Consider the following 12,911-nt stretch of genomic DNA (forward strand, 5'->3'; position numbering starts at 1 on the left):
GCGCTCCGAAACGCCCGTCAATCCACCGCCGGCGCGTGCAGCTCCGCGTCGGTGAAGCGGGCCTGCTCCTCCATCACGAGCTGGCCCAGCTCGCGCTTGATCGCGTTGAAATCGGCGCTCGCCGGGTCGCGGGGGCGGGGGATCGGCACGGTGACGTCGCGCTTGATGCGACCGGGCCGGTAGGTCATCACCAGGATGCGGTCGGCGAGGTAGATCGCCTCCTCGATCGAGTGGGTCACGAACACGATCGTCTTGCGGTAATCGGCCCAGATCCGGAGCAGCTCGTCCTGCAGCGTGCGGCGCGTCAGGGCGTCGAGCGCCCCGAACGGCTCGTCCATCAGCATCACCGGCGGGTCGAGGGCGAGGATGCGGGCGATGGCCACGCGCTGGCGCATCCCGCCCGAGAGATCCTTCGGGTAGCGTTTGCGGAAATCCGACAGGCCGAGCGTCGCGGTGATCCGGTCGACCGTCTCGTTGGCCCGGGCGCGGGGCACGCCCTTGATGTCGAGGCCGAAGCGGACATTGTCCTCGACGCTCATCCACGGGAACAGGGCGTATTCCTGGAACACCATGCCCCGGTCCGGGCCGGGATCAACCACGGGCTTGCCGCCCACCGTGATCGTGCCCGAGGTCAGCGGGCTGAAGCCCGCCATGGCGTTGAGCAGGGTGGACTTGCCGCAGCCCGAGGGCCCGAGCAGGCACAGGAACTGGCCCTCCGGCACCGTCGCCGAGATGTCCTGAAGGGCGGCGACGCCCGAGGCGCCGCTGCCGAACACCTTGACGGCGTTCGCGACCACGATCTCTGCCGACATCGTCCGGGTTACCGCTCCAGGCCGCGATGCCAGCGCAGCAGGTGATCGTTGAGGCGGCTCATCGCCCCGTCGATGATCAGGCCGAGGATTCCGATCGTCAGCATGCCGCCGATGATCTTGTCCGACCACATGTATTCCCGGGCCTCGAGGATCCGGTAGCCGAGCCCGTCCGAGACCGCGATCATCTCGGCGACGATCACCACGATGAAGGCGGTGCCGATGCCGATCCGCATGCCGGCCAGCACGAACGGGCTCGCGGCCGGCAGGATCACCCGGCGGAACATCGTCCAGGAGCCGGCGCCGAGATTGCGGGCAGCGCGGATGTAGATCGAATCGACCTGCCGCACCCCCGCGATGGTGTTGACCAGGACCGGGAAGAAGGTGCCCAGCGCGATCAGGAACAGGGCCGGCGGGTTGCCGAGCCCGAACCACACGATGGCCAGCGGGATGTAGGCGATCGGCGGGATCGGGCGCAGGACCTGGAGCAGCGGGTTGAACAGGCCGTAGAGCCCGTCATTGGTGCCGAGCACCAGGCCGATCGGCACCGCGAGCCCGGCGCCGATCAGGAAGCCGGAGACCACGCGGGACAGGCTGGAGACCGCGTCATGCGGCATCTCGCCGGAGAACAGCCAGGACAGGTAGCTCTCCTGGCCGGGATCGTATGGCAGGGCCGGCAGGAGCCCGGACCACCACTTCACCGCCACCGCGCTCGGCGGCGGCAGCACCACGGCCGAGACGAGGCCGGTGCGGCTCGCCAGCTCCCACAGGATCAGCAGCGCGACCGGGATGAGGACGCCGCGAAGGTCGCGCAGGGCCATCGGATCACTCGACCTTCAGGTCGGCCTTGGCCTTCTCGAGCAGGTCGAGCTTGACCCACTCGGCATCGCTCTTGGGCGGGTTCTGCATCTTACCCAGCCCATACTTGACCATGTAGTCGGTGGTCACCTGCATGTGGCCGGCGGGCATGGCGTAGGTGTAGCTCGCGTTGGCCATGCCGTCGCGAAAATCCTGGCTCGTGAGCTGGCCCTTGAACACCTGCTCGCGGACGTATTTCTCGGCGAGCGCCGGGTCGTCGATGAACGCCTTGGTGGCGGCCACGAACAGGCGCAGCACCTTGGCGGCCACGTCCGGCCGCTCGTTGTACATCTTCTCGGTCATCACCAGCGGCCGCACCGGCTTGCCGATCGGGGTGTCGTAGGGCTTGACCAGCTCGACGCCCCAGCCGGCGCTGATCGCCTGGGTGGATTGCGGCTCCGACTGGCAGATCACGTCGACGTATTTCTGCCCGAGCGCCTGGTTCAGGTCGGCGTAATTGTTGAAATAGGTCAGCTGCACGTCCTTGCCGGGACGCTCGGACCAGGTGAGGCCGTGCTTGTCGAGCTCGGCCAGCAGCATCAGGTCCTGGGTTCCGCCGCGGACGGTGGCGACCTTGAGGCCCTTCAGCTCGGCCGCGCTCTTGGCGGGCAGGTCCGGCCGCTTGAGGATGCGCACGCCGCCATCGGCGAAGCCCGCGACCACCAGCAGCTTCACGCCGTTGCCGCGCGCGGCCACGGCGCCGTCGCCCCCCGAGGCCGCGATGTCGATCTGGTCGACGGCCATCGCCGGATAGATGTCGGCGCCCTTGGCGAACTGGCGCTCGTCGATCTTCAGGCCGAATTTCGGGGCGATCTCCTTCATGTAGGAGATGGCGCCGTAATGGGCGAATTTCAGGTTGCCGAGCCGGACGACGTCCTCGGCCCGCACCGTCCCGCCGAGGGCGACCAGCATTGCGCCGGCCGCGATCAGGCCCTTCAACATGGATGTCTCCCCCGACCGGACGGCGTGAGCCGTCTCGCAGCGCGGCCTTCGTGATGGGCCGTTCAGCGCAGTATAACGAATGCAGCCGGAGAAGTAATCCGCCGCCCTGTGTTCTACTCCGCCGGTTCCGTCGCCGGCACCGTCCCGCGCCCGACCCGGATCGGCAGGACCGGGGCATCGGCGCGCTGGAGCACTTCCAGCGCCGCGTCGGCCTCGCGCTGACGGTCCCAGAGCGCCGCGTAGATGCCACCGGCCTCCAGCAGCTCGGCATGGGTGCCGCGCTCGGCGATGCGGCCGTGGTCGAGCACCAGGATCGCGTCGGCATTGACCACCGTGGACAGCCGGTGGGCGATCACCAGGGTGGTGCGGCCGCGGCTGACCCGGTCCAGCGCCGACTGGATCTCGGCCTCGGTGAAGGAATCGAGCGCCGAGGTGGCCTCGTCGAGCACCAGGATCGGCGGTGCCTTGAGGATGGTCCGCGCGATGGCGACCCGCTGCTTCTCGCCGCCCGACAGCTTCAGGCCGCGCTCGCCCACCGGCGTGTCGTAGCCCTCCGGCAGGCCGGAGACGAAGCGGTCGATCTGGGCGAGCTGGGCCGCCTCGCGCAGCTCCGCATCGGTGGCGTCGGCCCGGCCGTAGCGGATGTTGTAGCCGATCGTGTCGTTGAACAGCACCGTGTCCTGCGGGACCATGCCGATCGCGGCGCGCAGCGATTCCTGGGTCACCGCGGCGATGTCCTGGCCGTCGATGCTGATCCGGCCGCCCTGCGGCTCGTAGAACCGGAACAGCAGCCGCGACAGGGTCGACTTGCCGGCGCCCGAGGGGCCGACCACCGCCACGGTCTGCCCGGCCTGGATCTCGAACGAGACGCCGCGCAGGATCGGCCGCTCCGGGGTATAGGCGAAGCGCACGTCCTCGAACCGCACCGTGCCGCCCGCGACCTTGAGCGGCGCCGCGTTCGGCCGGTCGGCGATCTCCGGGTTCTGCCCGAGGATGCGGAACATGTCGTCGATGTCGATCAGCGCCTGTTTGATCTCGCGGTAGATCATGCCCATGAAGTTCAGCGGCATGGACAGCTGCACCAGCAGGGTGTTGGCCAGCACGAAGCCGCCGATCGTCGTGCGCCCGGCCAGGATGTCCCGGGCGGCGAGCCACATCACGATCGTCATCCCGATGGTGAAGATCACCGCCTGGCCGGCATTGAGCACGGCGAGCGACACGTAGGTCTGGGTCGAGGCCTTCTCGTATTTTGCCATCGATACGTCGTAGCGGGCGGCCTCGCGGGCCTCCGCGCCGAAATATTTGACGGTCTCGTAATTGAGCAGCGAGTCGACCGCCTTGGTGTTGGCGTCGGTGTCCGAGGCGTTCATCCGGCGGCGGATGGCGATCCGCCACTCGGTCGCCTTGTAGGTGAAGGCGAGATAGGCCGCGACCGTGAGGAACGCGACCAGCGCGTAGCGCCAGTCGAACTCGTAGGCGAGCACGCCGAGCACCAGCACGAACTCGACGATGGTCGGCACCAGGGTCAGCACCATCAGGCGCGACAATTCCTCGATGCCGGCGCGGCCGCGCTCGAGCACCCGGGTGAGGCCGCCGGTCTTGCGCTCCAGGTGGAAGCGCAGGGACAGGCGGTGCATGTGCTCGAAGGTCTTGAGCGCCAGGCGGCGCACCGCGTGCATCGCCACCTTGGCGAACAGCCCGTCGCGCACCTGGGTGAGCGCCGACATGGCGATCCGCGACAGGCCGTAGAGCACGAGCAGCAGCATCGGGGCGGCGAACAGCCCCGTCGGCAACGGGGCATCCTTGCCGCCGATTGCGGCGACCAGCGCGTCGGTGACCCACTTGAAGGTGAACGGCGTCACCATGGTGACGAGCTTGGCCGCGAGCAGCAGCCCGAAGGCCAGGAACACCCTGCGCTGCAGGTCCGGACGGCCGTGCGGCCAGAGATGCGGCCACAGGCGCCGGTAGGTGGCGATCAGCCCGGGGCGCTCAGCCGGGGGCGTAGGCCCGGCCGGAGGCGCGGTATCGTCGGTCATGCGGAATTCTGTGCGGGAGGAACGATCGTCTCCCCGCATATAGGTCCGTGGGACGGTCGAGGCACCCGCAGCGGCCGCAGGGCCGATCATCCTCTCCAGAACGGCTTCCGGATCTCGTGGCGCAGGCGCCAGGGTTCGATCCCGGCATCCCGCAGCTGGTCCGGATTCAGGACGGCGAGCGACCGCCGGGCCCGGATGCGCTGCAGCCAGAGCCGCAGCAGGGATTGCCGCACGGGCCGGTTCTCGGACCGGGCGGACGCGGCGGATGGGAAGGCGATGATCGACATGGCGGAGGATCCGGTGACGGGAAGCGATCCGGCCGGGATTGCGGCGCCAGGATTGAACCGATAGAGATCTCGGATCAATCGAAACATTGCACTCGGAGCAATGATGCGAAGCTCGGATTACCGGGATGTCGCCGACGCCGTTGCCGCCGAGATCGCCGCGGGCGCGCTACGCCCCGGCGACCGGCTGCCGCCCCAGCGGGATTTCGCATATGCCCGAGGGATCGCGGTCTCGACGGCGAGCCGGGTCTACGCGGAGCTGGGCCGGCGCGGGCTCGTGACCGGCGAGGTCGGCCGCGGCACCTTCGTCCGTTCCGAGCCCGGCCGGGCCGTGATGCTCCAGCCGGATCCGCCCCCGGCGGCTCTCGACCTGCAGCGGACCCATTCCCGGCTGCCGGAACAGGACGCCGTGCTGGCCGAGACCCTGGCCGCCCTGGCGCGCGGGGCCTCCGAGATCAGCTTCAACCAGTATGGCCCGGACGGCACGCCCCGGGCCCGCGAAGCCGCGGCCGGGTTCCTCGCCGGGGACGGCTACGCGCCCCAGCCGGCCGACATCCTGTTTACCGGCAACGGCCGGCAGGCGCTCGCCGCCGCGCTCGCGGCCCTGGCGCCGCCGGGGGGGCGGATCGGCTGCGAGCCGCTGACCTATCCGTCGGTCCGGGGCATCGCGTCCCGGCTCGGGATCACCCTGGTGCCGCTGACCATGGACGCGGAGGGCGTGTGCCCCGACGCGATCCTCCAGGCGCACCGGGGGACGCCGCTGGGCGGCGTCTATCTCCAGCCGACCCTGCAGAACCCGCTCGGCACGACCATGAGCCCCGGCCGCCGCGCCGAGATCGCCCGCGTGCTCGAGACGACCGGGCTGACGGCGATCGAGGATGCGGTCTACAGCTTCCTCGCCGACACGCAGCCTCTGGCCAGCCTGGCGCCGGACCGAACGATCCTGATCGACAGCCTGTCGAAGCGCGTGATGCCGGCCCTCACGATCGGACTCATCGCCGGCCCGCCGCACCTCACCGACCGGCTCGCGGCCTCCGTGCGCCAGGGCGCCTGGACCGCGCTCGGCCTGTCGCTTGCCGCCGGCCTGCACTGGATGGCGGGCGGCTCGGCCGCGACGCTGGCGCAGGCCAAGCGCCGGGACGCGGCGTCCCGCCAGGCCCTCGCCCGGGAGATCCTGGCGGACCTGACGGTGGTCGGCGATCCCCGGGCCTACCATCTCTGGCTCGAATTGCCCGAGACCTGGCGGGCCGAGGCCTTCGCGGCGGCGGCTTTGCGCCGGGGCATCGCCCTGTTGCCGGCCACGGCCTTCGCGGTGAATCCCGGCTACGCGCCGAACGCGGTCCGCCTCGCCCTGTCGACGCCGTCCCAAGAGGAATTGTCCGGGGCGCTCCGGATGCTGCGCCGCCTGGCCCTCGCGGAGGACGACCAGATCGTCGAGTGAGGGCGTCAGCCCCGCTTGTCGGTCGGCAGGATGAAGATCTGGCCCGGATAGATCCGGTCCGGGTCGCGGATCTGGTTCTGGTTGGCGTCGTAGATCACGGTGTAGCGCTCGCCCCGGCCGTAGGTGCGCTGGCTGATCCGCCAGAGATTGTCGCCCCGGGTGATCTTGGCGGTGGTGATCTCGGGCACGAACACGGCGCCGGCCCGGGTCGGGCCGCTCGTCTCGGTGGGATTCCCGCTGAGGGCGGAGGGCATCGTCGCCGGGGCGGGCCCGTCCTGGGGACGGGGCGCCCCCTGCCCGCTTCCGGCGCCATGCGGGCCCGACGGGCCGCGCGGCCGTTCCTGCCCGGCACCCTCGCCGGTAGCGACGCGGGTCGGCTCGGGCACCGCGAGCGGCACCTCGGCGCGGGTGGCGACCTTGCCGGTGCGCGGGTCGATCTGGTCGATCCGCACCTGGTACTGGCCGGGCTTCACGCCGCGCCCGATCGTGAAGCTCGCCCGGCCGTCCGGCCCGACGCTGCCCGGGGCGATCAGCGTGTCGTTGAGGTAGAGCCGGAGCTTCGCCCCCGGAATCCCGGTCGCGGTCACGAACAGCCGGCCGTTCTCCTGCACGTCCACGCTGGCGATCTGCGTGGCCGGCGCCTTTCCGGCCGTGGCGGGCGCCCCCGGGGCTTTCACCGCCGGACTGCCCGTTCCCGTCGCCGCCTCGGGCGCGCCCGGCTGCGACAGCACCACCGTCGCGGCGTCCGGGGCGGTCAGCGCCACCAGGGGCTGCCGGTCGCGGTTGGGCGCCACGTCCACCGCCACGCTCTGGCGCGAATCCGCGGCCCGGCCGTCCTTGGTGGTCATGCGCAGCCGCAGGGCGCTGGAGCCCGCCGGCAGCGCCGGCGGAACCAGGGCGAACTGGCCGTTCGCGTCGGCCTTGGCCCGGGCCACCGCCTTGCCGTCGACCAGCATCTCGATATCGGCATCCGGCGCCCCGCGCCCGGCCACCACCGCCTCGCCGTTCGGCTCGACCCGGACGATGTCGAAGCGCGGCACCGCGGTGGGATCGGGCTCGGCCGGCTTGCCGTCGGGCGCACGATCGGCCGCGCGCACCTCGCCCGCCGCCGGATCCCGTATCGCGGACCGGCCGTCTCCGGGCTTGGCCTCGCCGGGCTTGGCCGCGTCGGTCTTGGCCTGCCCGGTCTTGTCGTCGCGAAAATCGATCGACGGCGCGTCGGATTGCGCCGTCGCCCCGGGATCCGTCAGGCTGCGCAGGCCGCCCTGCGGCGCGGGCGCCGTGGCCGCGGGAGGCTCGGGCTCGTGCCGGTCGATCATCCGCCGCAGGGATTCGCCGCCGAACAGGGCCAGCACGAGGCCGAGGCCGCCGAGGAGGCCGGCGAGCGCCAGGGCGAGACTGCGCCGCACCTGTCTCGACATCGCCACGAAGGCCTCCCTGCTCTGCCGGCCGCCCGGCGAATGGGCAGCCTGCCCGCTCAAAAACCGTCGACTGCACTGCCCATAATACCGTACATGGTCGCGACACCAAGCCGTCCCGCCGCTCCGGCGGGTGAATCCCACGCGAATTCAGCAGTTTGGCGCGTGGAGCGCCGGGCGCGGGGGGCTTTCTCGACGGCTCGCAACGGTGGCGTGATGGAGGGCGCCGGATGGCTCCGGTGAGGACAGTCTGCGTCTATTGCGGCTCCGGCTTCGGCGGGGACCCGGCCTTCCGCGACGCCGCCGAGACCCTCGGCACGGCGATCGCGCAGGCCGGGATGGGCCTCGTCTATGGCGGCGGCGATGTCGGCCTGATGGGCACGGTGGCGCGCGCCGCGCTGGCGGCCGGCGGCCACGTCACCGGCATCATCCCGGATTTCCTCCAGGCGCGCGAGCACATGCTCGACGACGTGCAGGAGACCGTGGTGGTGCCCGACATGCACACCCGCAAGCGCCTGATGTTCGAGCGCTCGGACGCCTTCGTGACCCTGCCGGGGGGCATCGGCACCCTGGAGGAGCTGGTCGAGCAGCTGACCTGGGCGCAGCTCGGGCGGCACCGCAAGCCGGTGGTGCTGGTCTCGGTGGCGGATTTCTGGGCGCCGCTGCTCGCCCTGTTCGAGCACATGCGCGGCCACGGCTTCATCCGCGAGGGGCTGGACCTCAGCTACATCGTCGCCCGGGACGCGGCGACGGTGGTGCCGCTGCTGCGCGAGGCCGGCCACGAGCCGGACCCGCAGGCCGAGGAGATCGTCAAAGAGCGGATGTGAGGCCGGGCGCGGACGCTTGGCCGCGGTGGCGATCCGGACGGTCGGTGCAGACGGTCGTGTATGAGGCCGGCGCCGCTGCGCCGGGCGGCGGCAGGTGGAGTCCGAGCATGCGCGTCTTGATCCTGGCGGCCCTGACGCTCGCCGGTTTCCTCGGCGTGGCCTCCGCGAAAGAGCCGCCGGTCCTCCAGACCCTGGATTACGCCAACACCCGCTACTCCGATCTGGCCCAGATCGATGCCGGCAACGTCTCGCGCCTCAAGGTCGCCTGGACCTTCTCGACCGGCGTGCTGCGCGGCCACGAGGGTGCCCCGATCGTGGTCGGCAATCGGATGTTCGTGCACACCCCGTTCCCGAACCTGGTCTACGCCCTCGACCTCGACCACGATGGCAAGATCCTGTGGCGCTACGCCCCGCGCCAGGATGCGGGCGTGATCGCGGTCATGTGCTGCGACACGGTCTCCCGTGGGCTGGCCTACGCCGACGGTCGGCTGTTCCTGCAACTGGCCGACACCACCGTGGTCGCCCTGGATCCCGAAACCGGCCGGGTCCTGTGGTCCGCGCGGAACGGCGACCCGGCCAAGGGCGAGACCAACACCGCCACGGTCCTGCCGGTGCACGGCAAGCTCATCGTCGGCATTGCCGGAGGCGAGTACGGCGCCCGCTGCCACGTCACCGCCTACGACCAGGCGAGCGGCCAGCGTCTCTGGCGCGCCTACGCCACCGGGCCGGATGCCGACATGCTGGTCGATCCGGAGAAAACCACCGAACTCGGGCGCCCGATCGGCCGGGATTCCTCGCTCAGGAGCTGGGAAGGCGACCAGTGGCGGATCGGCGGCGGCTGCAGCTGGGGCTGGTTCTCCTACGACCCGGATCTGAACCTCGTCTATTACGGCACCGGCAACCCGGCGACCTGGAACCCGGCCCAGCGCCCGGGTGACAACCGCTGGACGATGGCGATCATCGCCCGCGATCCCGACACCGGGATGGCGCGCTGGGTCTACCAGATGACCCCCCACGACCAGTGGGACTACGACGGCGTCAACGAGATGATCCTGACCGAGCAGGTGATCGACGGGCGCCCGCGCCGGGTGCTGACCCATTTCGACCGCAACGGCTTCGGCTACACCCTCGACCGTGCCACGGGCGAGGTGCTGGTGGCCGAAAAATTCGATCCCAGCGTGAACTGGGCGCGCCGGATCGACCTGGACCGCGCCTCTCCGGGCTACGGCCGACCCGTCCTCGACACGCGCTACGCGCCGGGCGAGGCCGACGAGGAAGAGGTCACCAAGAACATCTGCCCCGGGGCGCTCGGCGCCAAGAACCAGCAGCCGGCCGCCTACTCGCCGGTGACGCGGCTGTTCTACGTGCCGACCAACCACATGTGCATGGATTACGAGGCGTTCCGGGTGAGCTACACGCCGGGTCAGCCCTATGTCGGCGCGACCCTGACCCTGCACCCGCCCGAGGGCTCCGACCGGACCGGCGCGTTCATCGCCTGGGACGGGGCGAAGGGGACGATCGCCTGGACGATCCCGGAACCGTTCTCGGTCTGGTCCGGGGCGCTCGCCACCGCCGGCAACGTCGTCTTCTACGGCACGCTCGAAGGTTACCTGAAGGCGGTCGACGCCCGGGACGGGCACGAGCTCTACCGCTTCAAGACCCCGTCCGGCATTGTCGGCAACGTCACCACCTATCAGCATGACGGTCGGCAATACGTGGCGGTGCTCTCCGGAATCGGCGGCTGGGCCGGCATCGGGCTGGCCGCCGGGCTGACCGACCCGGCCGACGGCTCGGGCGCGGTCGGCGGCTACGCGGCCCTGTCGCAATACACGGCGCCCGGCGGCCAGCTCACGGTGTTCGCGCTGCCGGAGTGAGATTGTGGATCGCGGTTCGTGGCACGCAGCCGCCCCGCGGGTTCCGCCTGAGTCGCCTTGGCACACCGATGTGTGGTCATCGCCTCAACCGACGCGCGACCCAAGGCCTTAAAGGACAAGCTTTGATGCGCCTCGGCGGTTGGAATGAGCGTGGATCTGCGGTCCCGTCCTCGCGGCTTCAATGCGGCGTTGGCTCGGCGGGTAAATTGAATCGAGGCTATAGGATCAAGTAAAAATTTACTGCGAGTAGATTTGATCTAAATCGGTCCGAGTAAATTCTTGATATTGCGTTTTTCCAACTGCGTTGTTTTATGTGTTGCGGATGAAACACAGATCTGTTCGGCCTGACTGTGTGACTGAATATGACAATGTGTGCTGCGTGCGCTTCGCTAGATCTGCCGCCGCCGACCGGCCGGGGCGAATCGTAGGGGCGGATCATGAAACTGGGGCATGGGGTTTCGATCGCAGCGTTGATCGTCGCGGCGTTCGGCACGGGCGCTCAGGCACAGACGGCGACTGTAACGCCCAGCAACAGTGTCGATGTGCTCTCGGGGTTCAGCCGCCTCTGGATACCGGGGCCGACCTACGACACCGGATCGCCCACCGCCCTGGGCGCGCCCCTCCTGCAGCGTAACATTCAGATTGTCGCGGAGCGCGCCCTGGCGCGGACCCAGGCGCAGGAGAGAGCCGCCTATTACGACGACCGCCGCAACCAGAGCTACAGCGTCATCGACGGCCTCGGCCCGCTGACACGCGCCTATCTGGCCGGTTCCGGGGCGACCGCCACGATCCCGGCCTTCGACGCGACGACGTCGAGGGTCCAGTATGTCGACCAGGGCAACGGGGCCGGCGCCACCACCTCCGCCCTCGGGAAGGTCGTGCAGCTGGTCAACGCCCTCAGGAATGAGGCTTCGACGACCCCGGCCAAGAATGCCTACAGTTACTGGCGTCCTTGGCGGCAGAGCCTCAACGGCCGAAGCCTCGATTTCGTCGTGCCGCCATCCCTCGTACCGGAGAAGGGCCCGACCCCGGCCAGCGATGGCGGGTTCCCGAGCGGTCACACCAACGCCGCCTATCTGTCGGCCATCGCCCTGGCCTATGCGGTGCCGCAGCGGTTCCAGGAACTCCTGACCCGCGCGAGCGAACTCGGCGACAATCGGATCGAGGCGGGCATGCACTCGCCGACCGACGTGATCGGTGGACGCGTCCTCGCAACCTACTTCGCGATCCGGAACCTCAACGACCCGAACAATGCAGGCCTGCTGGCGGACGCTTTCGCGCAGGCGCAGAGCTATCTGAGTCAAGCTTGCGGCGGCCCGCTCAATGCCTGCGCTCATGCATCGGTCGACCCGGCCACGGATCGGTTCTCGAATTATGCGCGCAACAAGTCCGATTACACTGCCCGCCTGACCTACGGTTTCGCGCCGATCGGGCCGACCAATCTGCCGCCGGTGGTGCCGACCGGGGCCGAGGTGCTTCTCGCAACCCGGTTCCCCTACCTCACCGCCGCGCAGCGGCGCGACGTGATCGCCACCACCGAGCTGCCGTCTGGCGGCTTCCTCGACAACGGACTGGGCTATGACCGGATCAACCTGTTCGCAGCTGCGGACGGTTACGGAGCCTTCAATAGCACGGTCACGGTGGCCATGGATGCGGCCAAGGGCGGCTTCTCGGCCTACGATGTCTGGCGCAATGACATCGGTGGTGTGGGCGGCTTGGCGAAGCTCGGAAGTGGCACGCTCGTCCTGACGGGTGCCAACACCTACGCCGGCGGCACGACGATTTCAGGCGGAACGCTGGTCGGTCATGCCGGGGCGTTCGGCACGGGGGCGATTGTCGACAACGCCGCCCTCGTCGTCGACCAGTCCGTCGACGGGACCCTGGCCAACGCCATCTCGGGAATGGGTAGCCTGACGAAGACGAGCTCCGGGACTCTCACGCTGACCGGCATCAGCACCTTCACGGGCACCACGGACGTCGCCGGTGGCCAGCTGACCGTCAATGGTTCCATCGCCAACTCGGCCGTCACGATACACCAGGGTGCGAGCCTCGGCGGCTCGGGCAGCGTCGGGGGCGTCAACGCGCTGTCGGGCGGCACGGTGGCGCCGGGCAACTCGATCGGCACGCTCACCGTCGCCGGCGCGGTCGCCTTCGCCCCGGGCTCGACCTACCGGGTCGAGGCCAACGCCGCCGGACAGGCCGACAGGATCGCCGCCGGCGGCGCCGCGACGCTGGCCGGCGGCACCGTGCAGGTGCAGGCGGCCTCGGGCGCCTACAACCCGCGCACCACCTACGCGATCCTCACCGCCGCCGGCGGCGTCTCCGGCCGGTTCGACGGGGTCAGCGCCAACCTCGCCTTCCTGTCCCCGGGCCTGCGCTACCGCCCCAACGAGGTCGACCTGACCCTCACCCGCAACGACGT

10 protein-coding genes are annotated in these 12,911 nt (G+C 70.0%); 4 read left to right on the forward strand and 6 right to left on the reverse strand.

The features are described 5' to 3' along the window. Nucleotides 1–17: 17 nt before the first annotated feature. From BMZ47_RS16540 to BMZ47_RS16560, 5 genes are all read right to left on the reverse strand, one after another. Nucleotides 18–812, reverse strand: coding sequence for an ABC transporter ATP-binding protein (locus BMZ47_RS16540; RefSeq protein ID WP_091863462.1), 795 nt, complete (start codon nt 810–812; stop codon nt 18–20). Nucleotides 813–820: 8 nt separating this feature from the next. After that, nucleotides 821–1,630 carry an ABC transporter permease gene (locus BMZ47_RS16545; RefSeq protein ID WP_050731717.1) on the reverse strand — a complete coding sequence of 270 codons (810 nt, stop codon included), beginning with the start codon at nt 1,628–1,630 and terminating at the stop codon, nt 821–823. A gap of 4 nt (nt 1,631–1,634) precedes the next feature. Beyond that, the gene (locus tag BMZ47_RS16550) at nt 1,635–2,609 is read right to left on the reverse strand and encodes an ABC transporter substrate-binding protein (protein ID WP_091863463.1); all 975 of its coding nucleotides are present in this window, start codon (nt 2,607–2,609) and stop codon (nt 1,635–1,637) included. Between the two features lie 113 nt (nt 2,610–2,722). Next, nucleotides 2,723–4,645, reverse strand: a complete 1,923-nt coding sequence (locus BMZ47_RS16555; RefSeq protein ID WP_091863464.1) for an ABCB family ABC transporter ATP-binding protein/permease — start codon at nt 4,643–4,645, stop codon at nt 2,723–2,725. Nucleotides 4,646–4,731: 86 nt separating this feature from the next. Further along, complete coding sequence (locus BMZ47_RS16560; protein WP_091863465.1) at nt 4,732–4,932, reverse strand: DUF1127 domain-containing protein; 201 nt, start codon at nt 4,930–4,932, stop codon at nt 4,732–4,734. Nucleotides 4,933–5,035: 103 nt separating this feature from the next. Between BMZ47_RS16560 and BMZ47_RS16565 the strand changes: the two genes are divergently transcribed. Next, on the forward strand, nt 5,036–6,370 hold the full coding sequence (locus BMZ47_RS16565) for an aminotransferase-like domain-containing protein (RefSeq protein WP_091863475.1): 1,335 nt from the start codon (nt 5,036–5,038) through the stop codon (nt 6,368–6,370). A gap of 5 nt (nt 6,371–6,375) precedes the next feature. On the opposite strand, the gene BMZ47_RS16570 is transcribed toward BMZ47_RS16565, so the two are convergent. Next, nucleotides 6,376–7,791: a LysM peptidoglycan-binding domain-containing protein gene (locus BMZ47_RS16570; protein ID WP_091863476.1), complete on the reverse strand. Its 1,416-nt coding sequence runs from the start codon at nt 7,789–7,791 to the stop codon at nt 6,376–6,378. A 227-nt stretch (nt 7,792–8,018) separates the two neighbouring features. Here BMZ47_RS16570 and BMZ47_RS16575 point away from each other — a divergent pair, with 227 nt between their 5' ends. From BMZ47_RS16575 to BMZ47_RS16585, 3 genes are all read left to right on the forward strand, one after another. Further along, on the forward strand, nt 8,019–8,615 hold the full coding sequence (locus BMZ47_RS16575) for an LOG family protein (protein ID WP_007560851.1): 597 nt from the start codon (nt 8,019–8,021) through the stop codon (nt 8,613–8,615). A gap of 107 nt (nt 8,616–8,722) precedes the next feature. Further along, nucleotides 8,723–10,489: a methanol/ethanol family PQQ-dependent dehydrogenase gene (locus BMZ47_RS16580; protein ID WP_091863466.1), complete on the forward strand. Its 1,767-nt coding sequence runs from the start codon at nt 8,723–8,725 to the stop codon at nt 10,487–10,489. Between the two features lie 542 nt (nt 10,490–11,031). Then, the coding region (locus tag BMZ47_RS16585; RefSeq protein WP_244536840.1) for an acid phosphatase at nt 11,032–12,911 on the forward strand (1,880 nt) is incomplete at its 3' end.

The organism is Methylobacterium brachiatum (assembly GCF_900113845.1).
GTDB classification, from domain to species: domain Bacteria; phylum Pseudomonadota; class Alphaproteobacteria; order Rhizobiales; family Beijerinckiaceae; genus Methylobacterium; species Methylobacterium brachiatum.